This window comes from Geopseudomonas sagittaria, assembly GCF_900115715.1.
Lineage (GTDB): Bacteria > Pseudomonadota > Gammaproteobacteria > Pseudomonadales > Pseudomonadaceae > Geopseudomonas > Geopseudomonas sagittaria.
The window spans coordinates 343,482-368,996 of record NZ_FOXM01000001.1 but is presented as its reverse complement, the minus strand read 5'-3'; the positions used below and the strand labels follow the sequence as shown (position 1 = coordinate 368,996).

At 66.3% G+C, this 25,515-nt stretch carries 20 protein-coding genes and 2 tRNA genes; 12 read left to right on the top strand and 10 right to left on the bottom strand.

The window, feature by feature from the left end:
• Positions 1-14: 14 nt before the first annotated feature.
• Together BM297_RS01860 and BM297_RS01855 are read left to right on the top strand one after the other, a co-directional pair.
• Positions 15-1,202: an ATP phosphoribosyltransferase regulatory subunit gene (locus BM297_RS01860; RefSeq protein WP_092427721.1), complete on the top strand. Its 1,188-nt coding sequence runs from the start codon at positions 15-17 to the stop codon at positions 1,200-1,202.
• A 54-nt stretch (positions 1,203-1,256) separates the two neighbouring features.
• Positions 1,257-2,552, top strand: coding sequence for an adenylosuccinate synthase (locus BM297_RS01855; RefSeq protein WP_092427719.1), 1,296 nt, complete (start codon positions 1,257-1,259; stop codon positions 2,550-2,552).
• Positions 2,553-2,697: 145 nt separating this feature from the next.
• Here the strand turns inward: BM297_RS01855 and BM297_RS01850 are convergent.
• Together BM297_RS01850 and BM297_RS01845 are read right to left on the bottom strand one after the other, a co-directional pair.
• Positions 2,698-2,784 (bottom strand) — tRNA-Leu (locus BM297_RS01850).
• Positions 2,785-2,857: 73 nt separating this feature from the next.
• Positions 2,858-2,944, bottom strand: a tRNA-Leu gene (locus BM297_RS01845).
• A 202-nt stretch (positions 2,945-3,146) separates the two neighbouring features.
• Here BM297_RS01845 and rnr point away from each other — a divergent pair.
• The 9 genes from rnr (at position 3,147) to BM297_RS01800 (ending at position 13,922) form a co-directional block, all read left to right on the top strand.
• A complete protein-coding gene (rnr, locus tag BM297_RS01840; RefSeq protein WP_092427717.1) occupies positions 3,147-5,912 on the top strand; it encodes a ribonuclease R in 2,766 nt (921 codons plus the stop codon).
• The gene (gene rlmB, locus BM297_RS01835; RefSeq protein WP_092427715.1) at positions 5,909-6,661 is read left to right on the top strand and encodes a 23S rRNA (guanosine(2251)-2'-O)-methyltransferase RlmB; all 753 of its coding nucleotides are present in this window, start codon (positions 5,909-5,911) and stop codon (positions 6,659-6,661) included. Before rnr ends, rlmB begins: the two co-directional genes overlap by 4 nt.
• Positions 6,662-6,824: 163 nt before the next feature.
• Entirely contained in the window at positions 6,825-7,235 is a 411-nt protein-coding gene (gene rpsF, locus BM297_RS01830; protein WP_092427713.1) for a 30S ribosomal protein S6, read from the top strand.
• 31 nt (positions 7,236-7,266) lie between these two features.
• Positions 7,267-7,497, top strand: a complete 231-nt coding sequence (gene rpsR / locus BM297_RS01825; RefSeq protein ID WP_090213622.1) for a 30S ribosomal protein S18 — start codon at positions 7,267-7,269, stop codon at positions 7,495-7,497.
• Positions 7,498-7,531: 34 nt separating this feature from the next.
• The gene (locus tag BM297_RS01820; RefSeq protein ID WP_092427711.1) at positions 7,532-8,425 is read left to right on the top strand and encodes a YybS family protein; all 894 of its coding nucleotides are present in this window, start codon (positions 7,532-7,534) and stop codon (positions 8,423-8,425) included.
• A 21-nt stretch (positions 8,426-8,446) separates the two neighbouring features.
• Positions 8,447-8,893 carry a 50S ribosomal protein L9 gene (gene rplI, locus BM297_RS01815; protein WP_090305281.1) on the top strand — a complete coding sequence of 149 codons (447 nt, stop codon included), beginning with the start codon at positions 8,447-8,449 and terminating at the stop codon, positions 8,891-8,893.
• A gap of 114 nt (positions 8,894-9,007) precedes the next feature.
• Positions 9,008-10,402, top strand: a complete 1,395-nt coding sequence (dnaB, locus tag BM297_RS01810; RefSeq protein ID WP_092427709.1) for a replicative DNA helicase — start codon at positions 9,008-9,010, stop codon at positions 10,400-10,402.
• Between the two features lie 84 nt (positions 10,403-10,486).
• Complete coding sequence (gene alr, locus BM297_RS01805) at positions 10,487-11,560, top strand: alanine racemase (protein WP_092427707.1); 1,074 nt, start codon at positions 10,487-10,489, stop codon at positions 11,558-11,560.
• Between the two features lie 94 nt (positions 11,561-11,654).
• Entirely contained in the window at positions 11,655-13,922 is a 2,268-nt protein-coding gene (locus tag BM297_RS01800) for a YgiQ family radical SAM protein (protein ID WP_092427705.1), read from the top strand.
• A gap of 62 nt (positions 13,923-13,984) precedes the next feature.
• On the opposite strand, the gene purU is transcribed toward BM297_RS01800, so the two are convergent.
• From purU to glyA, 6 genes are all read right to left on the bottom strand, one after another.
• The gene (purU, locus tag BM297_RS01795; protein WP_092427703.1) at positions 13,985-14,842 is read right to left on the bottom strand and encodes a formyltetrahydrofolate deformylase; all 858 of its coding nucleotides are present in this window, start codon (positions 14,840-14,842) and stop codon (positions 13,985-13,987) included.
• Between the two features lie 131 nt (positions 14,843-14,973).
• Positions 14,974-15,603: a sarcosine oxidase subunit gamma gene (locus BM297_RS01790; RefSeq protein ID WP_092427701.1), complete on the bottom strand. Its 630-nt coding sequence runs from the start codon at positions 15,601-15,603 to the stop codon at positions 14,974-14,976.
• Positions 15,596-18,613 carry a sarcosine oxidase subunit alpha gene (locus BM297_RS01785; RefSeq protein WP_092427699.1) on the bottom strand — a complete coding sequence of 1,006 codons (3,018 nt, stop codon included), beginning with the start codon at positions 18,611-18,613 and terminating at the stop codon, positions 15,596-15,598. Before BM297_RS01785 ends, BM297_RS01790 begins: the two co-directional genes overlap by 8 nt.
• Positions 18,610-18,936, bottom strand: coding sequence for a sarcosine oxidase subunit delta (locus BM297_RS01780; RefSeq protein WP_092427697.1), 327 nt, complete (start codon positions 18,934-18,936; stop codon positions 18,610-18,612). The genes BM297_RS01785 and BM297_RS01780 overlap by 4 nt, the downstream gene beginning before the upstream one ends.
• A gap of 11 nt (positions 18,937-18,947) precedes the next feature.
• Positions 18,948-20,198, bottom strand: coding sequence for a sarcosine oxidase subunit beta (locus tag BM297_RS01775; RefSeq protein WP_092427695.1), 1,251 nt, complete (start codon positions 20,196-20,198; stop codon positions 18,948-18,950).
• 106 nt (positions 20,199-20,304) lie between these two features.
• On the bottom strand, positions 20,305-21,558 hold the full coding sequence (gene glyA, locus BM297_RS01770; RefSeq protein WP_092427693.1) for a serine hydroxymethyltransferase: 1,254 nt from the start codon (positions 21,556-21,558) through the stop codon (positions 20,305-20,307).
• 470 nt (positions 21,559-22,028) lie between these two features.
• Between glyA and BM297_RS01765 the strand changes: the two genes are divergently transcribed.
• The gene (locus tag BM297_RS01765; protein ID WP_092427691.1) at positions 22,029-23,042 is read left to right on the top strand and encodes a GlxA family transcriptional regulator; all 1,014 of its coding nucleotides are present in this window, start codon (positions 22,029-22,031) and stop codon (positions 23,040-23,042) included.
• Positions 23,043-23,217: 175 nt separating this feature from the next.
• On the opposite strand, the gene BM297_RS01760 is transcribed toward BM297_RS01765, so the two are convergent.
• The gene (locus BM297_RS01760; protein ID WP_092427687.1) at positions 23,218-24,612 is read right to left on the bottom strand and encodes a purine-cytosine permease family protein; all 1,395 of its coding nucleotides are present in this window, start codon (positions 24,610-24,612) and stop codon (positions 23,218-23,220) included.
• A 104-nt stretch (positions 24,613-24,716) separates the two neighbouring features.
• Entirely contained in the window at positions 24,717-25,493 is a 777-nt protein-coding gene (locus BM297_RS01755; RefSeq protein WP_092427685.1) for a creatininase, read from the bottom strand.
• Positions 25,494-25,515: the final 22 nt, after the last annotated feature.

The window sequence follows — 25,515 nt, the reverse complement described above, 5'->3', positions numbered from 1 at the left end:
AGGGGAGAGGCAATATGGCAACGCTGGACCGCTGGCTGCTGCCGGACGGAATCGAAGAGGTGCTGCCGGCTGAGGCAGCGCGCATAGAGACGGCTCGCCGTCAGGTGCTGGACCTGTTCCGCAACTGGGGCTACGAGCTCGTCATCACCCCGCATGTCGAATACCTGGAGTCGCTGCTCACCGGAGCCGCTCAGGATCTCGATCTGCGCACCTTCAAGGTCACCGATCCGCTGTCCGGTCGGCAGATGGGCTTTCGCGCCGACATCACGCCGCAGGTGGCGCGACTCGATGCCCATACCCACCGCCAGGAAGGGCCGAGCCGCCTGTGCTACGCCGGCAGCGTGCTGCATGCGCGTCCGGCGGCCCTGTCCACCTCGCGCAGCCCGATCCAGATCGGTGCCGAGCTGTACGGCGACGCCAGCACGGCCAGCGATCGCGAGGTCATCGGCCTGATGCTCGAGGTGCTGGAGCTGGCAGGGGTCGCCGAGGTGCACATGGACCTCGGTCATGTCGGCATCTACCGCGGCCTGGCCCGCGCTGCCGGCCTGTCCGGCGAAACCGAACAGCAGTTGTTCGACGCCCTGCAGCGCAAGGCCATCGACGAAGTGGCGGCACTGACCGCGGCGCTGCCGGCCGCGCAGGCGGCCATGCTGCGCGCGCTGGCCGAACTGTGTGGCGGGCGTGAAGTGCTGGCGCAGGCGCGCGAGCAGCTGGCGGCGGCCCCGGCCGATGTGCTGGCGGCGCTGGCCGAGCTGGACGAGGTGGCGAGCGAGCTGAGCGCGCGCTACCCGGCGCTGCCGCTGTATTTCGATCTGGGCGAGCTGCGCGGCTATCACTACCACACCGGCATGGTGTTCGCCGCCTTCGTGCCGGGTGTTGGCCAGTCCATCGCCCAGGGTGGCCGTTACGACGATATCGGCGCCGACTTCGGTCGCGCGCGTCCGGCCACCGGCTTCTCCACCGATCTGAAGACCCTGGTGACGCTGGGCCAGGCCATCCAGGCCGCCGACCCGCTGGGCGTCTGGGCGCCGCTGGATGGTGATGCGCAGCTGTGGCAGGTGGTGCTCGAGTTGCGTCGCAGTGGTCGCCGCGTGGTCCAGGCGCTGCCGGGGCAGACCCTGGCGGATGCCCGCGAGGCCGGCTGCGACAGCGAATTGCGTTTACAGGAGGGTGGCTGGCAGGTCTCGCCGCTGGCTTCCTGAGTTTTTTCACCGGCGTGCGCGCCGGTACCGACCTTCCACGAGGGGACAAGTGTTATGGGTAAGAATGTCGTGGTCCTGGGCACCCAGTGGGGTGATGAGGGCAAGGGCAAGATCGTCGATCTGCTGACCGACCAGGCTGCCGCTGTCGTGCGCTACCAGGGTGGCCACAATGCCGGTCACACCCTGGTGATCGATGGCGAGAAGACCGTGCTGCACCTGATTCCGTCCGGCATCCTGCGCGAAAACGTGCAGTGCCTGATCGGCAACGGTGTGGTGGTGGCGCCGGACGCGCTGCTCAAGGAAATCACCAAGCTGGAAGAGAAGGGTGTGCCGGTGCGCGAGCGCCTGCGCATCAGCCCGGCCTGCACCCTGATCCTGCCGTACCACGTGGCGCTGGACCAGGCCCGCGAAGCGGCCCGTTCCGAAGGCAAGATCGGCACCACCGGTCGCGGCATCGGTCCGGCCTACGAGGACAAGGTGGCGCGTCGCGGTCTGCGCATCGCCGACCTGTTCAATCCGGAGCGTTTCGCGGTCAAGCTCAAGGAACTGCTGACCTACCACAACTTCGTGCTCGAGAACTTCTACAAGGTCGATCCGGTCGACTACCAGAAGACCCTCGACGAGGCGCTGGCCTACGCCGAGATCCTCAAGCCGATGGTCGTCGACGTCACGGCTCGTCTGCACGAGCTGCGCAAGGCTGACGCCTGCATCATGTTCGAGGGCGCGCAGGGCTCGCTGCTGGACATCGATCACGGCACCTACCCGTACGTGACCAGCTCCAGCACCACCGCTGGCGGCGTCGCCACCGGCTCTGGCGTTGGTCCGCTGTACCTGGACTACATCCTCGGCATCACCAAGGCCTACACCACCCGCGTCGGCTCCGGCCCGTTCCCCACCGAGCTGTTCGACGACGTCGGTGCGCGCCTGGCCGAGAAGGGTCACGAGTTCGGCTCCACCACCGGTCGTGCCCGTCGCTGCGGCTGGTTCGATGCGGTGATCCTGCGTCGCGCCATCGAGATCAACTCGGTCTCCGGTCTGTGCCTGACCAAGCTCGACGTGCTCGACGGCCTGGAAACCGTCAAGCTGTGCGTGGCCTACAAGAACGCGGCTGGCGAGCTGGTGAGCGAAGCGCCGACCGATGCCGACAGCTATGTCGGCCTGGTTCCGGTCTACGAGGAAATGCCGGGCTGGAGCGAGTCCACCGTGGGCGCCAAGTCGCTCGACGAACTGCCGGCCAATGCGCGCGCCTATATCGCGCGGGTGGAAGAGCTGGTCGGTGCGCCGGTCGACATCATCTCCACCGGTCCGGACCGCAACGAAACCATCGTCCTGCGTCACCCGTACGCCTGATCGCTGGTTGCATGAGAAAGACCGCCTGCGGGCGGTCTTTTTTTGCCCGGCAAAAATGAGTGAGGCTGGCGGCGGGTGCGGTAGAGGAGAATACTTTTCTGCAGGCGAAAAAAAACCGGATCGTGAGATCCGGTTTTTTTTGAATTGGTGCCCAGAAGAAGACTCGAACTTCCACGGTGTTGCCACCACTGATACCTGAAACCAGCGCGTCTACCAATTCCGCCATCTGGGCGTGCCATTTTTGCCGTTACACGACGAAGCTGACTGCTTCTTACTGCACATCAGCCGAAGCTGATGTTTAGAATTGGTGCCCAGGAGAAGACTCGAACTTCCACGGTGTTGCCACCACTGATACCTGAAACCAGCGCGTCTACCAATTCCGCCACCTGGGCAATAGTGCGATGATCGCTCATCTGCTCTATCTTTACAGCGTTCACTGCTGCTGTGGGCGCAAACTATACGGAGCCTGCGGGGGCTTGTAAACCCCTGATATGAAAAAATTTTATTGTGCCGATGAGGCTGCACGAAGCAACCCTTTCGCGCTTCAATATAGGCATGATCACGAGCAAGACAACCACAGGTAAAACCGGACACATGGCCGATGATTGGCAAACCCTCGATCCCGAGGCCGCCCGCGAGGCGGAAAAATACGCAAACCCCATCCCCAGTCGCGAGCTGATCCTCGCGCATCTGGCCGAGCGCGGTGCGCCGGCTTCCCGTGCCCAGTTGTTCGAAGAGCTGGGTCTGGCAGGCGAGGAGGCCGAGGAGGCCCTGCGCCGCCGGCTGCGCGCCATGGAGCGCGACGGTCAACTGATCTATACCCGCCGCGGCGCCTATGCGCCGGTGGACAAGCTGGATCTGATCCGCGGGCGGGTCAGCGGCCATCGCGACGGGTTCGGCTTCCTGATTCCCGACGACGGCAGTGACGACCTGTTCCTCAGTCCGGCGCAGATGCGCCTGGTGTTCGACGGCGATCGTGCGCTGGCGCGGGTTTCCGGTCTCGACCGGCGTGGCCGCCGCGAAGGTGCGCTGGTCGAGGTGCTCGAGCGCGCCCACGAAACCCTGGTTGGCCGCTTCTTCGAGGAGAGCGGCATTTCCATGGTGGTGGCCGACAATCCGAAGATCCAGCAGCAGGTGTTGATCCTGCCGGGCAAACAGGGCGCGGCGCACCACGGCCAGTTCGTCCAGGTGCGCATCGATGTGTGGCCGACGGTGTTCCGTCAGGCCCAGGGCGAAGTGGTCGAGGTGCTCGGCGACTACATGGCGCCCGGCATGGAGATCGAGGTTGCCATGCGCAGCTACGATCTGCCCCACGAGTGGCCGCAGGCGCTGCTCGCCGAAGCGAAGAAGCTCAAGCCGGAGGTGGAGGAGAAGGACAAGGCGAAGCGCGTCGATCTGCGCGAGCTGCCCTTCGTCACCATCGACGGCGAGGATGCCCGCGACTTCGACGACGCGGTGTACGCCGAGGCGATCAAGGGCGCAGGCTGGCGTCTGTTCGTTGCCATCGCCGACGTGTCGCACTACGTGAAGGTAGGCTCGGCGCTGGACGAGGAGGCGGTCAAGCGCGGCAACTCGGTGTACTTCCCCGAGCGGGTGATCCCGATGCTGCCCGAGGAGCTGTCCAACGGCCTGTGCTCGCTCAATCCGCTGGTCGATCGCCTGGCCATGGTCTGCGAGATGACCGTGTCGAAGAGCGGCGAGCTGACCGGCTACCAGTTCTACGAAGCGGTGATCCACTCCCATGCGCGCCTGACCTACACCAAGGTCAGCCAGCTGCTCGAGAAGCCCAACTCCACCGAAGCCAAGTACCAGCGCCAGCAGATGCCGCACCTGGTGCCGCACCTGCGTCAGCTGTATGCGCTGTACAAGTCGCTGCTGGCGGCGCGCCAGGTGCGCGGCGCCATCGACTTCGAGACCCAGGAGACGCGCATCGTCTTCGGTGCCGACCGCAAGATCACCGAGATCCGTCCGACCCAGCGCAACGATGCGCATCGGCTGATCGAGGAGTGCATGCTCTGCGCCAACGTCGCCACCGCGCGTTTTCTCATGGAGCACGAGGTGCCGGCGCTGTACCGCGTGCACGACGGCCCGCCGGCGGAGAAGCTGGAAAAGCTGCGCAGCTTCCTCGGTGAGCTGGGGCTGACCCTGTATCGCGGCAAGGGCGAACCGACACCCAAGGACTACCTGAACCTGCTCGAGGCGGTGCGCGAGCGTCCGGATCAGCACCTGATCCAGACGGTCATGCTGCGTTCGCTGAGTCAGGCGGTGTACAGCCCGGACAATGCCGGCCACTTCGGCCTCAACTACGAGGCCTACACCCACTTCACCTCGCCGATCCGTCGCTATCCGGACCTGCTGGTGCACCGGGCGATCCGCAGCGTGATCCGCTCCAAGCGCGCAAGCGAGAAGGTGCGCCGGGTCGGTGCGGCGAGCATGCCCAAGGCGCGCATCTATCCCTACGACGAGGGTCGCCTGGCGCAGCTCGGCGAGCAGTGCTCGATGACCGAGCGGCGCGCCGACGAGGCGACCCGCGACGTGGTCAACTGGCTGAAGTGCGAGTACATGCGCGAGCGGGTGGGTGACAGCTTCCCGGGGGTGATCACCGCGGTCACCGGATTCGGCCTGTTCGTCGAGCTGACCGACATCTATGTCGAGGGCCTGGTCCACGTGACCGCGCTGCCGGGCGATTACTACCACTTCGATCCGGTCCATCACCGCCTGAGCGGCGAGCGCTCCGGGCGCAGCTACCGCCTGGGCGACACCATCGAGGTGCTGGTGGCGCGGGTCGATCTGGACGAGCGCAAGATCGATTTCGAGATCGCCGGCGCCATTCCGACGGCGGCGCCGTCCCGCCAGCGTGAGGCCGGCAAGTCGGCTGTAGGCAAGGCTGGCTCGGGCAAGACCCGGGCTGGCAAGGCCAAGGCGGGCGGGCGCAAGCCCGATACCCGCCAGGCGGATGCGCCGCGGGCGAGCGAGGCGCCGGTGGAGCCGGTGTCGCGCAGCCGGGCGGGCAAGACCGGGCGGGTGCAGGCCCTGCCGGAAGTGGCCCCGCAGCTGCTGGAGCAGGCCGACATGCTGCTGGGCAATACCGAAGTGGAGAAGAGTCGCGCGTTGAAGAAGAAGCTGCTCGACGAGTCGCGAGCACCGGCGAAGGCGGCCAAGGACGGCAAGGGCGGCAAGGCCAAGGCGGCCGGCGCCGGCAAGGTGCCAGGCAAGGCGACAGGCAAGAAGGTCACCCACCGGCCGGTGAAGATCGCCAAGCCGAGCAAGGCCGGCAAGGCGGCTGGAGCCGCCGACAAGACGCCCGCAGCGGATGCGCCGGGCGGGCGAGCCATACGTAAACGCAAGGTCAAAGAATGAGTCAGTGGGAACGGGTTTACGGCGTGCATGCCGTGGAGGCCTTGCTGCGCCATCATCCCAAACGGGTCAAGCAGTTGTGGCTGGCCGAGGGGCGTCAGGATCCGCGGGTGCAGGCGCTGGTGCAGTTGGCCGGCGCGGCGCGCGTGCCGGTCGGTCAGCGCGAGCGGCGCGAGCTGGACGAGTGGGCCGAGGGCGTGCACCAGGGCGTGGTCGCCGAGGTCAGCCCCAGCCAGGTGTGGGGCGAGAACTTCCTCGAGGAGCTGCTGGCGCGCAAGGAGTCGGTGCCGCTGCTGCTGGTGCTCGACGGGGTCACCGATCCGCACAACCTCGGTGCCTGTCTGCGCACAGCCGATGCGGCCGGCGTGCAGGCGGTGATCGTGCCCAAGGACAAGTCGGCCACCCTCAATGCCACGGTGCGCAAGGTCGCCTGTGGCGCCGCGGAAGTGATTCCGCTGGTGGCGGTAACCAACCTGGCGCGCACCCTGGAGAAGCTGCAGCAGCAGGGGCTGTGGATCGTCGGCACCGCCGGCGAGGCGACCCAGGAGATCTATGATCTCGACCTGCGCGGCCCTACCGTGCTGGTGATGGGCGCCGAGGGCAGTGGCATGCGCCGCCTGACCCGTGAGCACTGCGACTACCTGGCCAAGTTGCCGATGGGTGGCAGCGTCAGCAGTCTCAACGTCTCGGTGGCTACCGGCGTCTGTCTGTTCGAGGCGGTGCGCCAGCGCCGGCCGTCCACCGGCGCCTGAATAGCGCCCCGCATTGCTTGCGGGGCGGCACGGCCGTCCGTACAATGCCACCCCTTGTCGTTCTGGCAGGCGCATGCGCGCCCGCGGCCGGCAAGCACATACGAAACATTCACTCCTTGCCTGACCGCCCTGGCGGCAGGCTGCATAACCGTAAGGAGCATTTATGCGTCATTACGAAATCGTCTTCCTGGTTCACCCGGATCAGAGTGAGCAGGTTGGCGGTATGGTCGAGCGTTACACCAAGACCATCGAAGAAGACGGCGGCAAGATCCACCGTCTGGAAGACTGGGGTCGTCGTCAGCTGGCCTACGCCATCGACAACGTCCACAAGGCTCACTACGTGCTGATGAACGTCGAGTGCAGCGGTGCTGCCCTGGCCGAGCTGGAAGACAACTTCCGCTACAACGACGCCGTGATCCGTAACCTGGTCATCCGTCGCGACGAAGCCGTGACCGAACAGTCCGAGATGCTCAAGGCCGAAGAAAGCCGCAACGAGCGCCGCGAGCGTCGTGACCGCAGCGACAGCGCCGATGGCGCCGCTGAAGGCAGCGACGGCGACAGCGCCGACGAGTAATCTTCGTAACCAGTTTTGAGGAGCCACTTTCATGGCACGTTTTTTCCGTCGTCGCAAGTTCTGCCGTTTCACCGCTGAAGGTGTTCTGGAGATCGATTACAAGGATCTCAACACCCTGAAGGCCTACGTTTCCGAAACCGGCAAGATCGTTCCGAGCCGTATCACCGGTACCAAAGCCAAGTATCAGCGTCAGCTGGCTACCGCTATCAAGCGCGCCCGCTACCTGGCCCTGCTGCCCTACACCGACAGCCACGGCCGTTAAGGCCCGGCCGTCGACAGGTCAACGGACGCAATAGATGCGGGCACTGGCTGACTTCGTCATGCGTGGACGCCTGCAGGCCACCTTCGCGGTGGTCATCGCGGCGGCGCTGCCCCTGCTGTTCTGGGTGAGCGCGGCCGCCGGCTCGCTGGTGTTGCTGCGCCGCGGTCTCAACGATGCCCTGGGTATCGTGGTTTGGGCGCTGCTGCCGACCCTGCTGTGGTGGCACTTCGGCGAGCCGCGGCCGCTGCTGGTGTTGTTCGGCACGCTGGTCCTGGCCCTGGTGTTGCGTGCCAGCGTCTCCTGGACGCGGGTGCTGCTGGCCAGCGTGCTGCTCGGCGTACTGTATGGCGTGATCATCGATGCCGTATTCGGCGAGACGGTCAAGCGCAATGCCGCCGAGCTGCTCGAACTGATGCCGCAGATGCTGGGTGACGCCTACCAGCAGATGAGTGCAGACGAACAGGCGCGGGTCGGCAGTCTGCTGACGCCGGTGCTGACCGGTCTGATGGCTGCCCTGTTGCAGCTGCTCAGTCTGCTCAGCCTGCTGCTGGGGCGTTACTGGCAGGCGCTGCTGTACAACCCGGGTGGTTTTGCCCGCGAGTTTCGCGCGGTACGACTGCCGGCGCCGATCGCCGTGGCCCTGCTGGTGGGAATCTTCCTGCTGCCGGGTCTGGGTATCGAGCTGGCCATGCTGACGCCGCTGTGCAGTGTGCCACTGGCGTTCGCCGGGGTGGCCCTGCTGCACGGGCTGGTGGCCCAGCAGCGCCTGGGGCGCTTCTGGCTGGTGGGGCTGTACGTGTCGCTGCTGTTGTTCATGCAGCTGGTGTATCCGTTGTTGGTCGTGTTGGCCGTTGTCGACAGTCTGTTTGATTTCCGTGGGCGTGCTGCGCGCGATGGTGCGCAGGGTCCCACGGACGGTGAAGGTTAAAAGTTAAGAGGTTAGAGCCAAATGGAAATCATCCTGCTGGAAAAAATCGCCAACCTGGGCAACCTGGGCGACAAGGTGAACGTCAAGGCCGGTTACGGCCGTAACTTCCTGCTGCCGCAGGGCAAGGCCACCGTGGCCAGCGCCGAGAACGTCGCTGCCTTCGAAGCCCGCCGTGCCGAGCTGGAGCAGCTGGCTGCCGAGAAGAAGGCCTACGCCGAATCCCGCGCTGCCGAGCTGGCCGAACTGGAAGTCACCATCACCGCCACCGCTGGCGATGAAGGCAAGCTGTTCGGTTCCATCGGTACCCACGACATCGCCGACGCCCTGACCGCCTCCGGCGTGGAAGTGGCCAAGAGCGAAGTCCGCCTGCCCAACGGTACCATCCGTCAGGTCGGCGAATACGACGTGGCCGTGCACCTGCACAGCGACGTCGAGGCCACCGTTCGCGTGGTGGTGGTGGCTGCCTGAGGCAGCCACCCAGCGCCCGTGCATCGATGATGCCGGGCGGTTAACATCGGGCACGACCTGCGTCTTCGCAGGCGTGCCCTTTGTCTTTCTGCAGCACAAGAACATCGCGAGCCCATGAACGAAATCAGCGTCCCCGAACAGTACGATCTGGAAACCGCCGCCCTCAAGGTGCCGCCGCATTCCATCGAGGCCGAACAGGCCGTGATCGGTGGCCTGATGCTGGACAACAATGCCTGGGAGCGGGTGCTGGATCTGGTCTCCGATGGCGATTTCTATCGCCACGACCATCGCCTGATCTTCCGCGCCATCTACAAGCTGGCCGAGCGCAACCAGCCGTTCGACGTGGTCACCCTGTCCGAGCAACTGGACAAGGAGGGGCAGCTGGCGCAGACCGGCGGTCTGGCCTATCTCGGCGAGCTGGCCAAGAACACCCCCTCGGTGGCCAACATCAAGGCCTACGCGCAGATCATCCGCGAGCGCGCCACCCTGCGGCAGCTGATCGGCATCAGCAACGAGATCGGCGACAGCGCCTACAACCCGCAGGGGCGTGGCGCCGACGAGATCCTCGACGAGGCCGAGCGCAAGATCTTCCAGATCGCCGAGGCGCGGCCGAAGAGCGGCGGTCCGGTCGGCCTCAACGAGCTGCTGACCAAGGCCATCGACCGCATCGACACCCTGTTCAACACCCATGAGGCGATCACCGGCATCTCCACCGGTTTCGCCGACTTGGACGACAAGACCAGCGGCCTGCAGCCCGGCGACCTGATCATCGTTGCCGGCCGTCCGTCGATGGGCAAGACCACCTTCGCCATGAACCTGGTGGAGAACGCCGTGCTGCGCAGCGACAAGGCGGTGATGGTCTACTCGCTGGAGATGCCCGGCGAATCGCTGGTGATGCGTATGCTGTCCTCGCTGGGGCGCATCGACCAGACCAAGGTGCGCTCCGGGCGCCTCGACGACGACGACTGGCCGCGGCTGACCTCGGCGGTCAACCTGCTCAACGAACGCAAGCTGTTCATCGACGACACCGCCGGCATCACCCCTTCGGAAATGCGCGCGCGCACCCGCCGCCTGGTGCGCGAGCACGGCGAGCTGGCGCTGATCATGGTCGACTACCTGCAGCTGATGCAGATCGGCGGTTCCGGCGGCGAGAACCGCACCAACGAGATCTCCGAGATCTCCCGCTCGCTGAAGGGCCTGGCCAAGGAGTTCAACTGCCCGGTGATCGCCCTGTCGCAGCTCAACCGCTCGCTGGAGCAGCGCCCCAACAAGCGGCCGATCAACTCCGACCTGCGCGAATCGGGCGCCATCGAGCAGGACGCCGACGTGATCATGTTCGTCTACCGCGACGAGGTCTATCACCCGGAAACCGAGCACAAGGGCGTCGCCGAGATCATCATCGGCAAGCAGCGGAACGGCCCGATCGGCACCGTGCGCCTGGCCTTCCTCGGCAAGTACACGCGCTTCGAGAACCTGGCGGCGGGAATGTACAACTTCGAGGACGAGTGATCGGCATCCAGCGGTCAGATCAAGGAAAACGGGCGCCCAGCGGGTAAGATGGGCGCCCGTTTTCCGTTTCGAGGCCGAACCGTCATGCGCCCCCTGGTTGCCACCATCGATCTGTCCGCCATCCGCCACAACTATGCGCAGGCCAGGGCCTGTGCGCCGCAGCGGCAGGTCTTCGCGGTGGTCAAGGCCAATGCCTATGGCCATGGCGCGCGCGAGGTGGTCAGCGCCCTGCCGGAGGCCGACGGCTTCATCGTTGCCTGCCTGGAGGAGGCCGGCGAGGTGCGCGGCCTGCACGGCAAGGCGCGGCTGCTGCTGCTGCAGGGCTGCTTCGAGGCGGCCGAGTACCGCATGGCGGCGCAGCTGGCGCTGGACGTGGTGGTGCAGAGCGCCGAACAGGCCGAGGCGCTGCTCGGCGCGACGCTGGCCCAGCCGCTGAACGTCTGGCTCAAGCTGGACAGCGGCATGCATCGTCTGGGCTTCGCAGAGTCCGAGCTGCGTGCCTGGCATGCCCGGCTGAGCGGCGCCGAGCAGGTCGCCGAACTCAACCTGCTCAGCCACTTCGCCTGCGCCGATCAGCCCGAGCATCCGCTCAACGCGGCGCAGCTGGCGGTGTTTCGCAGTCTTGACGATCTGCCGTTCGCCAGCCGCTCGCTGGCCAACTCGGCGGCGATCCTCAGTCGTCCCGAGGCGCACCTGGACTGGTTGCGGCCGGGCATCATGCTCTACGGCGCCAGCCCGTTCGCCGACCGCTCGGCAGCCGAGCTGGGTCTCAAGCCGGCGATGACCCTCAGTGGCGCGCTGATCGCCGTGCGCGAGGTGCCGGCCGGCGACAGCGTCGGCTACGGCGCCAGCTGGGTCGCCGAACGGCCGACGCGCATCGGCACCATCAGCTGCGGCTACGCCGACGGCTATCCGCGCAGCGCCCCGGCGGGCACGCCGGTGCTGGTCTGCGGGCAGCGCGTGCCGCTGGTCGGTCGGGTGTCCATGGACCTGCTGACCGTCGACCTCTCCGCGCTGCCCGAGGCGCAGGTCGGTTCGCCGGTGGAGCTGTGGGGCGCGCAGCTGCCGGTGGACGAGGTGGCCGCGGCCTGCGGCACCATCGGCTACGAGCTGCTCAGCAAGGTCGCCGCGCGGGTGCCGCGTCGCCACCGCTACTGAGGCGCTAATCCCGACTCCGGGCGTCGGGTTTGCTCATTTTTTGTGCTATCCTCCGCGCCCGCGTAAATCCCTCCGAGAGTTCCTGGTTATCGCCATGCACGCCGCCAAGCCGCTGTTCGACTATCCCAAGTACTGGGCCGAGTGTTTCGGGCCCGCACCCTTCCTGCCGATGAGTCGGGATGAGATGGATCTGCTCGGCTGGGATTCCTGCGACGTGATCATCGTCACCGGCGATGCCTACGTCGACCATCCGTCGTTCGGCATGGCGATCATCGGCCGTCTGCTCGAGGCCCAGGGCTTTCGCGTCGGCATCATCAGCCAGCCGGACTGGCAGTCGAAAGACGATTTCATGAAGCTCGGCGAGCCGAACCTGTTCTTCGGCGTGGCGGCCGGCAACATGGACTCGATGATCAACCGCTACACCGCCGACCGCAAGGCGCGCTCGGACGACGCCTACACCGCCGGCGGCATGGCCGGCAAGCGTCCGGACCGCGCCAGCATGGTCTACAGCCAGCGCTGCCGCGAGGCCTACAAGGGCGTGCCGATCATCCTCGGCGGCATCGAGGCCTCGCTGCGCCGCATCGCCCACTACGACTACTGGCAGGACAAGGTGCGCCACTCGATCCTGATGGACGCCAAGGCCGACCTGCTGCTGTACGGCAACGCCGAGCGGGCCATCGTCGAGGTCGCCCAGCGCCTGGCCGCCGGCCAGCCGGTGCAGGCGATCACCGACGTGCGCGGCACCGCCTTCGTGCGCCGCGACACCCCCGCGGGCTGGCTGGAGATCGACTCCACGCGCATCGACCGCCCGGGCAAGATCGACAAGATCATCAACCCCTACGTCAACACCCAGGATCTCGAGGCCTGCGTCATCGAGCAGGCGAAAGGCGAGGTGGCCGACCCCAATGAGGCGCGGCCGGTCGAGCTGCTGCCGCATCCGCACCTGGAGCGCGACAGGACGGTGATCCGCCTGCCGTCCTACGAGAAGGTGCGCGGCGATGCGGTGCTCTACGCCCACGCCAACCGCGTGCTGCACCTGGAGACCAACCCGGGCAACGCCCGCGCGCTGGTGCAGCGCCACGGCGACAGCGACGTGTGGCTGAATGCGCCGCCGATCCCGTTGACCACCGAGGAGATGGACTACGTCTTCGGCCTGCCCTACGCCCGCGTGCCGCACCCGGCCTACAACGGCGAGAAGATTCCCGCCTACGAGATGATCCGCTTCTCGGTGAACATCATGCGCGGCTGCTTCGGCGGCTGCACCTTCTGCTCGATCACCGAGCACGAGGGGCGGATCATCCAGAACCGCTCGGAGGAGTCGATCCTGCGCGAGATCGAGGAGATCCGCGACAAGGTGCCGGGCTTCACCGGGGTGATCTCCGATCTCGGCGGACCGACCGCCAACATGTACCGCATCGCCTGCAAGAGCCCGGAGATCGAGGCCGCCTGCCGCAAGCCGTCCTGCGTGTACCCGGGCATCTGCCAGAACCTGAATACCGACCACTCGGCGCTGATCCAGCTGTACCGCGACGCCCGCGCGCTGCCCGGGGTGAAGAAGATCCTCATCGCCTCCGGCCTGCGCTACGACCTCGCCGTGGAGTCGCCGGAGTACGTGCGCGAGCTGGTCACCCACCACGTCGGCGGCTACCTGAAGATTGCTCCGGAGCACACCGAGCGCGGTCCGCTGGACAAGATGATGAAGCCGGGCATCGGCACCTACGACCGCTTCAAGAAGATGTTCGAGAGGTTCTCCAAGGAGGCGGGCAAGGAGCAGTACCTGATCCCGTACTTCATCGCAGCGCACCCGGGCACCACCGACGAGGACATGATGAACCTCGCCCTGTGGCTCAAGCGCAACGGCTTCCGCGCCGACCAGGTGCAGGCCTTCTACCCGTCGCCGATGGCCACCGCCACCGCCATGTACCACTCGGGGCGCAATCCGCTGCGCAAGGTCACCTACAAGAGCGAGAGCGTCACCGTCGTCAAGGGCGAGCGCCAGCGCCGCCTGCACAAGGCCTTCCTGCGCTACCACGACCCGAAGAACTGGCCGCTGCTGCGCGAGGCGCTGAAGGCCATGGGGCGCAGCGACCTGATCGGTCCGGCCAAGCACCAGCTGATTCCGGCCACCCAGCCGGCCGGCGAGGGTGCCTACCAGAGTGCGCGGCGCAAGAACTCCACGCCGGTGGGCAGCAAGAAGATCGGTGGGGCCGCCTCAGGCAAGCCGCTGCTGACCCAGCACAACGGCCTGCCGCCGCGCGCCAGCGATGGCAGCCAGCCGTGGAGCAAGGGTGAGGAGGGCAAGGCGCAGGCCTTTGCCAAGGGCAGGAAGAAGCCGAGCGGCAAGCGTCCCGGCGCGCGCTGAGGCGTCCTCCTCATTCGATGGACGGCAAAAGGCCGGAGCTCATGGCTCCGGCCTTTTGCTTTTTAGAGAACCACGGTGCGGTTGGCATTGAGGAACACCCGGCGCTCGAGGAAGTAGCCGACTGCCTTGGCGAGGGTCAGGCACTCGATGTCGCGGCCCTTGGCGATCAGGTCCTCGGGGTAGTGGGCGTGGTCCACCGTCTCGACGCCCTGGGTGATGATCGGACCCTCGTCGAGGTCGTTGTTGATGAAGTGGGCGGTGGCGCCGACCAGCTTGACCCCCTTCAGGTAGGCCTGGTGGTAAGGCTTGGCGCCCTTGAAGCCGGGCAGCAGCGAGTGGTGGATGTTGATCGCCCGGCCTTCCAGGCGGCTGCACAGCTCGGCGGAGAGCACCTGCATGTAGCGGGCGAGGATCACCAGCTCGGCGCTGCTGGACTCGACCACCTCGAGCACGCGCGCTTCCTGGGCGGGCTTGTCCAGCGGCTCGAGGGGGAAGTGGTGGAAGGGGATGCCGTGCCAGCGGGCCAGCGGTTCGAGGTCCGGGTGGTTGGAGACCACCGCGACGACATCCATCGGCAGCTGGCCGATGCGCTGGCGGTAGAGCAGGTCGTGCAGGCAGTGGTCGGCCTTGGAGACCATGATCACCACCTTGGGCCGGTAGCCCGGCGGGGTCAGCTCGGTTTCCATCGAGAAGGGCGCGACCCGCTTCGCCAGCTCGGCGCGGAAGTCCGCCTCGCTGAGGCCGGCCGGGGCGCGGAACTCGACACGGATGAAGAAGCGACAGGCCAGGCGGTCGTCGAAGCTGTGGTGCTCGGTGACGTAGCAGCCCTGTTCGCACAGGAAGCGGGTGATCACGTCCACCGTGCCGAGCAGGCTCGGGCTGTGGGCGGTGAGAATCCAGGTATCGGGTGTGCGGCTCATATGCGGACTCGGATGTTTTGTCTGCCCTCTCCCGCTGGGGGAGGGGCGGGGGGGGAGGGCTGCTCCAGGTGCTGCTGCGCCTTCCCCAGCCCAACCCCCTCCCGCATGCGGGAGGGGGTTGGGTGTTTCCGTCAGGCTTTCACCGCCAGTCCGTACTCGGCGCTGGCATCCTGCAGCCAGAGCCAGATGTAGTCGGAGAAGCTGCGGCGGATCAGCAGTTCCCAGGTGTCTTCGCCGGTGTGGCGGATCACCGCGCCAGCCTTGGCGAAGGTGGTGCCCACGGCCTTGCCCACCGGGAAGTTGCTCGGGTGCACGTCGTAGGCGGTCGACTTCATCAGCATGTCACGGGCATTGGCGCCGGAGAGTTCGACGATGGTCTGGCCACCGCTGACGTTCACGACCGAGATGTGCTGGCCGTCCAGTGCCTTGCGCAGGCGCTGTTCGATCTCGAACTCCTGGCCGCCGGGCACGATCAACAGCCACTCATCCGGGCCGAGCCATTGCAGCGAGGTGTCGCCCTTGGCCGTCAGGGTGAGTGCCACCGGCAGCTCCAGGCCCAGGGCGCTGTGCACGCCGCCGGCGAAGGCCGGGTCCTTGGCGTCACCACGGATCACCAGGTGGCCGAGGAGCTTCTTCTCGCGCAGGATCACACCTGCGCTGCTCTTGCCCTTGCGCGCCAGCTCATCGAGGCCGGCATGGAACAGCGGCGATTCGGCACGGGCGGCATCAGGACGCTGTTTGTAGACGTTCACGTTAGACATTCTGGCGGTCCCCTTTCGGGTCATAGAACACGGAGCTGCAGATTTCGGCTTCGATCACGCTGCCATCGGCCAGCGGTGCGAACACGCGCTCGCCCATGCGCTTGAGGCCGCCCTTGACCACGGCCATGGCGAAGGAGTAGCCCATGGTCGAGCTCATGTAGCTGGAGGTGACGTGGCCGACCATCTTCATCGGGATGGACTGCTTCGCATCGAACACCAGCTGGGCGCCTTCCGGCAGCACCTTGTCCGGGTCGATGGGCTTGAGCCCCACCAGTTGCTTGCGGTTTTCGCGCAGGCAGTCTTCGCGGTTCATGCCGCGCCAGCCGATCCAGGAGAACGGCTTGTTGCGACCGACGCACCAGCCCATGTTCAGGTCGTCCGGGGTCACCGAGCCGTCGGTGTCCTGGCCAATGATGATGAAGCCCTTCTCGGCCCGCAGCACGTGCATGGTTTCGGTGCCGTAGGGGGTCAGGTTGTACTTCTTGCCGGCCTCGATGATCTTCTCCCACACGCCGAGCGCATAGTCGGCCTGCACGTTCACCTCGTAGGACAGCTCGCCGGTGAAGGAGATACGGAACACCCGCGCCGGTACACCACCTACCAGGCCTTCCTTCCAGGTCATGAAGGGGAAGGCCTCCTTGTCCAGGTCGATGTCGGTGACTTCGGCCAGCAGCTTGCGGCTGTTGGGGCCGGACAGGGTCATGGTCGCCCAGTGGTCGGTGACCGAGGTGAAGTAGACCTTCAGCTCCGGCCATTCGGTCTGGTGGTAGATCTCCAGCCATTCCATCACCCGGGCGGCACCGCCGGTGGTGGTGGTCATGATGAAGTGGTTCTCGCCGACGCAGGCGGTCACGCCGTCATCGAAGACCATGCCGTCTTCCTTGCACATCAGGCCGTAGCGGGCCTTGCCCACATCCAGCTTGGTCCAGGCGTTGGTGTAGACCCGGTTGAGGAACTCGCGCGCATCCGGGCCCTGGATGTCGATCTTGCCCAGGGTGGAGGCGTCGAGGATGCCCACGCTGTCACGCACGGCCTTGCATTCGCGGGCCACCGCGGCGTGCATGTCTTCGCCGCGCTTGGGGAAGTACCACGGGCGCTTCCACTGGCCGACGTCCTCGAATTCCGCGCCCTGTTGCAGGTGCCAGCGGTGCATGGCGGTGTAGCGCTTGGGCTCGAACAGGGGGCCGCAGTGACGGCCGGCCACGGCACCGAAGGTCACCGGAGTGTAGTTCGGGCGGAACATGGTGGTGCCCATCTCGGCGATGCTGATGCCCATCGACTTGGCCGCGATGGCCAGGCCGTTGATGTTGCCCAGCTTGCCCTGGTCGGTACCGAAGCCCAGCGCGGTGTAGCGCTTGACGTGCTCGACCGACTCGAAGCCCTCGCGGGTAGCCAGTTCGATACCGGCGGAGGTCACGTCGTTCTGCAGGTCGACGAATTGCTTCGGCGCACGGGAAGTGGCCTTCTCGTGGGGCACCTGGAACAGCGCAAGCGTGGCTTCTTCCTTGCGTTTCTCGGTTTTCGGCAGGGTGCCTTCGACCGCTTTGCAGCCTGCTCCCGCAGCGGCTTTGGCACCGGCTGCGAAACCGTCCGCGAGGACATCGCCCAGGCTGAATACGCCATTCACGGCACCGGCGCAGTGGCGCTTCTGGAAGCCTTCGCCGGGGACGAAGGCGAGGATGTCTTCACGCCAGATCGGCTTGCCGCCCAGGTGCGACGCCAGGTGCACCACCGGGCTGTAGCCGCCGGAGCTGACGATCAGGTCGCACTCGACCAGTTCGCCGGAGCTGGTGACCTTGTGGTTCTTCAGGTCGATGGCGCAGATGCGGGCACCGCTGACGCGCTTGCTGCCACGGGCTTCGACCACGGCGCTGCCAGTGAGGACGCGCACGCCACGGGCACGCGCCTCCTCCACCCAGGCTCCACGCGGGTTGCTGCGGGCATCGGCCACGGCCACCACCCGCTGGCCGGCATCCAGCCAGTCCAGCACAACGCGGTAGGCATAGTCGTTGTTGGTGGACAGCACCAGTTGGCTGCCTGGGGCTACCCCGTAGCGGTTCACGTAGGTGGAGACGGCGCCGGCGAGCATGTTGCCGGGTACGTCGTTGTTCGAATACACCAGCGGCCGCTCGTGGGCGCCGGCGGCCAGCACCACGCGCTTGGCGCGGACGCGGTGGACGCGATGACGGGCCTGGCCGCGGGGCGCGATCTCGCCCAGGTGGTCGGTCAGGCGCTGGTGGATGGTGAGGAAGTTGTGGTCGTGATAGCCGTTCACGGTCGCGCGTCGCAGCAGGGTCACTTCCGGCATTTTTTCCAGCTCGGCGATGACCTTGGCCACCCACTCGGCAGCGGGCTTGCCGTCCAGGGTTTCGCGGGTGTCCAGCAGGCTGCCGCCGAACTCTTCCTGTTCGTCGGCCAGGATCACGCGGGCACCGCTGCGGCCGGCGGCCAGGGCCGCGGCCAGGCCAGCCGGGCCGGCGCCGATCACCAGCACGTCGCAGTACTGGTTCAGGTGGTCGTAGATGTCCGGGTCGGCCTCGAGGGGCGCACGGCCGAGGCCGGCGGCCTTGCGGATGTACTTCTCGTAGGTCAGCCACAGGTTCTGCGGATACATGAAGGTCTTGTAGTAGAACCCGGGCGGCATCATGCCGCCGCCGACCTTGCCGAGGATGCCCATGACATCGTTTTTCACGTTTGGCCAGCCGTTGGTGCTGGTCGCCACCAGACCGGCGTACAGCGCCTGCTGGGTGGCACGCACGTTGGGCACCTGGGCGGCTTCGGTGGAACCGATCTGCAGGACGGCGTTGGGCTCTTCCGCACCGGCAGCGACGATGCCGCGCGGACGGGAGTACTTGAAGCTGCGGCCGACGATGTCGACGCCGTTGGCCAGCAGGGCTGCGGCCAGGGTGTCACCGGCGAAGCCCTGGTAGTTCTCGCCGTTGAAGGTGAAGGTCAGCGGTTGGCTGCGATCGACGCGGCCACCCTTGGGAAGACGGTTGACCTGGCTCATGCCGTTACTCCTGCGGTCGGGGCTTTCTTCTCGCCGACGGTGGCCTCGGTGACGGTGGGTTTCTCACCGATCTTGTAGGTTTCGAGGATTTCGTAGCTCACGGTGTGGCGCGTGGCGTTGAAGTACTTGCGGCAGCCGGCGGCGTGGACCCACAGCTCGTGGTGGATGCCGCGCGGGTTGTCGCGGAAGAAGATGTAGTCGCCCCACTCCTCGTCGGTGCAGGCATTCGGCTCCAGGGGGCGCGGGATGTGTGCCTGGCCCTTGGCATGGAATTCCTCTTCGGAGCGCAGCTCGCCACAGTAGGGGCAGAAGATGTGCAACATGGCGGGTCTCCTTAGTGAGCCACGGCGGCGGCGCCGTGCTCGTCGATCAGTGCGCCGGTATGGAAACGGTCGATGGAGAAGGGCTTGGCCAGCGGATGCATCTCGCCGCGCGCCAGGCTCGCCGCGAACACATGACCCGAGCCGGGGGTGGCCTTGAAGCCGCCGGTGCCCCAGCCGCAGTTGAAGAACAGGTTCTTCACCGGGGTCTTGGAGATGATCGGGCAGGCGTCCGGGGTGGTGTCGACGATGCCGCCCCACTGGCGGTTCATGCGCACCCGGGAGAGGATCGGGAACATCTCCACGATGGCCTGCAGGGTGTGCTCGATGGTCCCGTAGGAACCGCGCTGACCGTAGCCGTTGTAGCCGTCGATACCGGCACCGATGACCAGGTCGCCCTTGTCGGACTGGCTGATGTAGCCGTGCACGGCGTTGGACATGATCACGCTGTCGATGACCGGCTTGATCGGCTCGGACACCAGGGCCTGCAGCGGGTGGGATTCCAGCGGCAGGCGGAAACCTGCCTGCTTGGCCATGTGCCCGGAGTTGCCGGCGGTGACCACGCCGACACGCTTGGCGCCGATGAAGCCGCGATTGGTCTCGACACCGATCACCGCGCCATCCTGCTTGCGGAAACCGAGCACTTCGGTGTTCTGCAAGAGGTCGACGCCCAGGGCGTCGGCGGCACGGGCGTAGCCCCAGGCCACGGCATCGTGACGGGCCACGCCGCCGCGACGCTGGACGGTGGAGCCCATGATCGGGTAGCGGGTGTTCTTGCTGCAGTCCAGGAAGGGGATCTCCTCGGCCACCTGGCGGGCGTCCAGCAGTTCGCCGTCGACGCCGTTCAGGCGGTTGGCGTTGACCCGGCGCGCCGAGTCACGCATGTCCTGCAGGGTGTGGCACAGGTTGTAGACGCCACGCTGGGAGAACATCACGTTGTAGTTCAGGTCCTGGGACAGGCCTTCCCACAGTTTCATCGCGTGCTCGTACAGCTGCGCGGACTCGTCCCACAGGTAGTTGGAGCGGACAATGGTGGTGTTGCGCGCGGTGTTGCCGCCGCCCAGCCAGCCTTTCTCCACCACCGCGACGTTCTTCACGCCGAATTCCTTGGCCAGGTAGTAGGCGGTAGCCAGGCCGTGACCGCCACCGCCGACGATGATCACGTCGTAGACCGGCTTCGGCGTCGGATTGCGCCACATGCGTTGCCAGTTTTCGTGGTGGCTCAGAGAGTGCTTGAACAGGCCGAAGCCGGAATATTGTTGCATCTGGGAGGCTCCTGATACTTGTCGCCCTCTCCGTGGGGAGAGGGCCGGGGTGAGGGGCTCGGCGGGTTGGCCGGCATGCCCCTCAACCGCCCCGGGGGCTAACGAATCAGCGATAAACCGGGTAGTCGGCGCACAGTCCGGCCACTTGGCGAGCGACCTGGGCCTCGACGTCGGCATCGCCGAGATGGTCGAGCACGTCGCAGATCCACCTGGCCAGTTCGGCGCTCTGCGCCTCCTTGAGGCCGCGAGTGGTGATCGCCGGGGTGCCGATGCGGATGCCCGAGGTCACGAAGGGCGACTGCGGGTCGTTGGGCACGGCGTTCTTGTTCACGGTGATGCCGCAGCGGCCGAGGGCGGCGTCGGCGGCTTTGCCGGTCAGGCCCTGCTTGATCAGGCTGAGCAGGAACAGGTGGTTGTCGGTGCCGCCGGAGACCACGTCGTAGCCGCGCTCGATGAACACCTGGGCCATGGTCTGGGCGTTCCTGATCACCTGTGCCTGGTAGTCCTTGAACCCGGGCTCCATGGCTTCCTTGAAGCACACCGCCTTGGCCGCGATCACGTGCATCAGCGGGCCGCCCTGGGAGCCGGGGAACACCGCGGAGTTGAGCTTCTTCTCGATCTCCTCGTTGGACTTGGCCAGGATCAGGCCGCCGCGCGGGCCGCGCAGGGTCTTGTGGGTGGTGGTGGTGACCACGTCGGCGAAGGGGATCGGGTTGGGGTACAGACCGGCGGCGACCAGGCCGGCGACGTGGGCCATGTCGACGAACAGGTAGGCACCGACCTTGTCGGCGATCGCGCGGAAGCGGGCGAAGTCGAGGGTCTTGGAGTAGGCGGAGAAGCCGGCGACGATCATCTTCGGCTTGTGCTCCAGGGCCAGGCTCTCGATCTCGTCGTAGTCGATCAACCCGGTCTCGGGATTCAGGCCGTACTGCACGGCGTTGTACAGCTTGCCGGAGGACGACACTTTGGCGCCGTGGGTCAGGTGGCCGCCGTGGGCCAGGCTCATGCCGAGGATGGTGTCGCCGGCATTGAGCAGGGCCAGGTAGACCGCGGCGTTGGCCTGGCTGCCCGAGTGCGGCTGGACGTTGGCGTAGTCGGCGCCGAACAGCTGCTTGGCACGCTCGATGGCCAGCGCCTCGACCTTGTCGACGTACTCGCAGCCGCCGTAGTAGCGCTTGCCCGGATAGCCTTCGGCGTACTTGTTGGTCAGGCCGCTGCCCTGGGCCTGCATGACGCGCTTGCTGGTGTAGTTCTCCGAGGCGATCAGCTCTAAGTGGTGCTCTTGGCGCGCCTCTTCGGCGTCCATGGCGTCGAGCAGTTCGTTGTCGTAACCCAGGATCTGGTCTTGCTTGCTGAACATCTCGGATCTCCCTGCGACATTCGTGGTCGCCAGTTGGAATCGGGCTGCCCAGGCCCGGGTTGATCGGGGCGTACCTTCCGCCCCCCCTAAGCTGAGTGGGGCGCCTCGCCGGTCCGTGTCGCCACTTGTCCGGAGAGAGCTGGCGCCGCCGGCGCGAGCCGGCTGGAAAGCTTGTTGAGCCGATTGTGCGAAATAGCCCGGCGGCCCATTTGCCTATTTGCGACGTGAAAATGCTCAAACTGGCCTGCACGGGCAGGGCGGGTCAGGTGCGCAGCGCGCGACACAGCGCGGCACGTGTGTCCCAGGTCGATGGCGGGGGGCATCGTCGGACGGCACTGGAGGATGTCGCGAATGGGTGTAAGATCGGTTGCGGAGGCTCGCAGACCTCCCTGAAAACAAGAACAAGAATCGGCCGAAACGCCTGGGGCAGTCCCTGTCCGCTGCGGCACGGCCCGTGAGGAGTAGCAGTAATGGCGCGTGTGTCGACGGCAGCGAATCTGGCTGCGACGGTCAGCTCGGACAGCGGGCAGGCCAAGACCTTCGGTTTCCTGTTGATCCCCAACTTCACCACCATCGGTTTCGCCTCGGCGATCGAGACCTTGCGCATGACCAACCTGGCGGCCCGCCGACCGCTGTACCGTACCCTGGTGATCGCCCAGGACCTCGAGCCGGTACAGGCCAGCAACGGCATGCGCGTGGTGCCCGATCATTACCTCGCGGATGTACCGCAGCTGGATGCGATCTTCGTGGTCGGCTCCAACCCCATGCCAGCGAAATATCCCCGCGAGCTGATCAACTGGCTGCGCCGCCAGGCCGCGCACGGCATACCGTTGGCTGGCATCTGTACGGGCAGCCACCTGCTGGCTTGTTCCGGCCTGCTCAACGGTTATCGCTGCACCCTGCACTGGGAGGATATCGAGCAGGTCAAGGAACGCTTCCCGGACATCGTCATCTCCAACCAGCTGTTCGAGCTGGACCGCGACCGCTACACCTGTTCCGGCGGCACCGCGTCGATGGACATGACCCTGCAGCTGATCGCCCGCGAGCCGAACGGCGTGGAGATCGCCACCCGCGCGGCCGAACTGCTGCTCTGCGACCGCATGCGCGGCGCCCGTGAGCAGCAGCGCGTGCCGCTGCGCCAGAAGCTCGGCCACGCCCAGCCCAAGCTGAGCCAGATAGTCGCGATCATGGAGGCCAATCTGGAAGAGCCGCTGGAGCTGGAGGAGCTGGCTCAGCTCAACGAGGTGTCGGTGCGCCAGCTGGAGCGGCTGTTCCACAAGTACCTGGAGCACACGCCGAGCCAGTACTACCTGCAGCTGCGTCTGAGCCGCGCTCGCGATCTGCTGCTGCGCAGCGAGTCGCAGGTACGCGACGTCGCCCTGGCCTGCGGCTTCGCCTCGCCGGCGCACTTCTCCAAGTGCTACAGCCGCTTCTTCGGCCACTCGCCGCGCGGCGAGCGCAAGCAGAGTCCGCTGCACAGTTGAGGGGCAGCCGCGTAGCCCTTCGTGATGGCCATCAGTGGGCACCGCGCCGACCAACCAGCGCCGACAGCGCACCTGCAAAGCCAATGGGGCCAACCGCGGCCCATGTCCCCTGAAAACAACGATGCCGCCCCCTTCTCAGGGGGCGGCATGCTTCAGCATCGAGATCGCGGGCCTGTCAGGCGCCTCGCTCGAAACTCGCGCTAAGCGCCACGGCAGGCTTCTTCACCAGCAGCGCGTAGGCCAAGCCAGACACCAGGATCGCCGGGATGCTCGCGGTAGTCTGGGCGGCAACATCCTTGAAGACGTGGGCCAGGACGAAGTACACCGCAAAGCCCAATACCAGCGACGTGATCCCCGCCGCGTTCCATCCCGTGCTGCCGTAGTAGGCCCCACCGGCCTCGGCGAACAGGTCAGCATCGGAAAGACGCTTGCCGCGCACGCCAAAGTAGTCCATCAGGATGATGGTCCATAGAGGAATGAACAGGCCGCCGATCACGCCGAGGAAGGTTTCGAAGTAGTGCAGGAACGAGTCGAACGCCATCGGCACGAAGCACAGCGCCAGCTGCAGCACCACGATGATCGCCAGGGCCTTCTTCGGCGTCAGACCCTTGAAGGCGCTGAGCAGGCCCATGCCCGAACCGTAAAGCACGCTGACGTTGGTGCTCACGGTGGCGAAGATCAGCACCAGGAAGGACACCATGCCCAGGCCGAGGGTGGCCAGGGTGGAGCTCGGGTCGGAGTTGTTCGGGTCGATGCTGCCGGTCTGCAAGGCGACGCCGATGGTGCCGATCGCGCCGATCAGCATGAACCAGCCCTGGCCGATGTTCAGGCCCAGCCAGCTGCCCACGGTGGCCGCCCGGCCGGTCTTGGCGAAGCGCGAGAAGTCCGCCACCTGCGCCCAGGTCCAGGAGAAGCCGAACGCCAGGTCGATGAAGAAGGCCACGCTGTGGGTCGGATTCTGGACCTGGAAGGCCATGATCTGCTCGAGGTTCCACTTCGACAGGACGATGTAGGTGACCCAGCCGCCCAGCACCAGCAGCAGGAAGCCGGCGATGCGCTCCAGGTAGCGGATCGCCTCATGACCGAGGAAGGCGATCACCCCCTGGGCCACGGCGGTCAGCAGGATGCCGAGCACCATCGGTCCCGTGGAGCCCGGCTGGCCGAACACCGGCCAGTCGAAGGCGGCGCCGAACACGTGGCTCAGCGAGATGGCGGCGATGAAGCTGTTCACGCTGGGCCAGCCGATCAGCACCAGGAACTGGGCGATGCCGGTCAGCCGCGAGCCCTTGGTGCCCAGCGACGGACGCGCCACCACCGCGGTGCTGGCGCCGTAGCGGTAACCGATGTAGGCGACCGCCGCCCAGGGAATCATCATCAGCGGCAGCCACAGCACGCTGTACTGCAGCACGAACATCATGCCCAGCGCCGCGGCCATGCCGCCGAAGAACCAGGATCCGGTGTTGACTCCCGAGCCGAACCAGAGCCAGACCGTGTCGACGAAGCCATAGCTGCGTTCGTGCGGGGCTATCTTGCTGAGACCGTACTCTTTGTGTGCGTCTGAATTCGACATGGCGGAAACTTCCTCTCGGATCGCGCGGATCCTTTTGTATTTGTTGTTGAAGTCGCTGATCGGCAGTTCAGGGCGAGGCTTGGCGCGCCTCGGGCGCGGTTGGTTTACGGGAACTCCTGGCGGATGGCCTCGGCGATGCCGCTGACGCACACCTCGAGGATCAGTTCGCCCTTTTCCCGGCTGGCGGTCTTCGCCGACGACAGGGTGCCCGCCGCCGGCGTGCGCGCCGGGTCGACCGGGAAGACGTCGTAGGGCGGGAAGGTGGCGGGCGGGTGGTCGACCACCTTGTCCAGGTGCACCAGGCCGGGGTAGAGGGCGAGCATCAGCGAGGTCTCGAAGACGCCGCCGTGCTCGATGTCCCAGCCGAGGAAGCCCTCGGGGTAGAGCTGCTCGATCACCGCCGGGTCCTTGACGAAGTCCCAGTAGGACAGCACCACCACCTTGAAGTCGTGGATGCCGGCGTAGCGCAACTCGCGCAGGGCCAGGTCGATGCCCTCGACGATGAACATCGAGTTCTCGTAGTGGCCGTTCATCAGCACCAGGCGCCGCGCGCCATGGCGGGCCAGTTCGCGGATGATGTCCTGCACCGTGCCGGTCAGGGTGGCGCCGTCCAGGCTGGTGGTGCCGGGGAAGTGGTTGCCGCCGCCGGACTTCTGCTGCGACTTGTAGCCGTACTGCAGGCCGGGCAGCACCAGGGCGCCGATGTGCTCGGCGACCCGCTGGCAGACCGCGGTGGGCAGCAGCACGTCGACGTTCATGCACATGTGGTGGCCATGCTGTTCCAAGGCGCCGACCGGCAGCATCAGCACGCAGTCACCTTGGGCGACCTGCGCTTCGTATTCCTTCCAGGTCAGTTCGCCAACGAAAACGCTCTTGCTCATTGTTGTTCTCCATGGAGCGGAC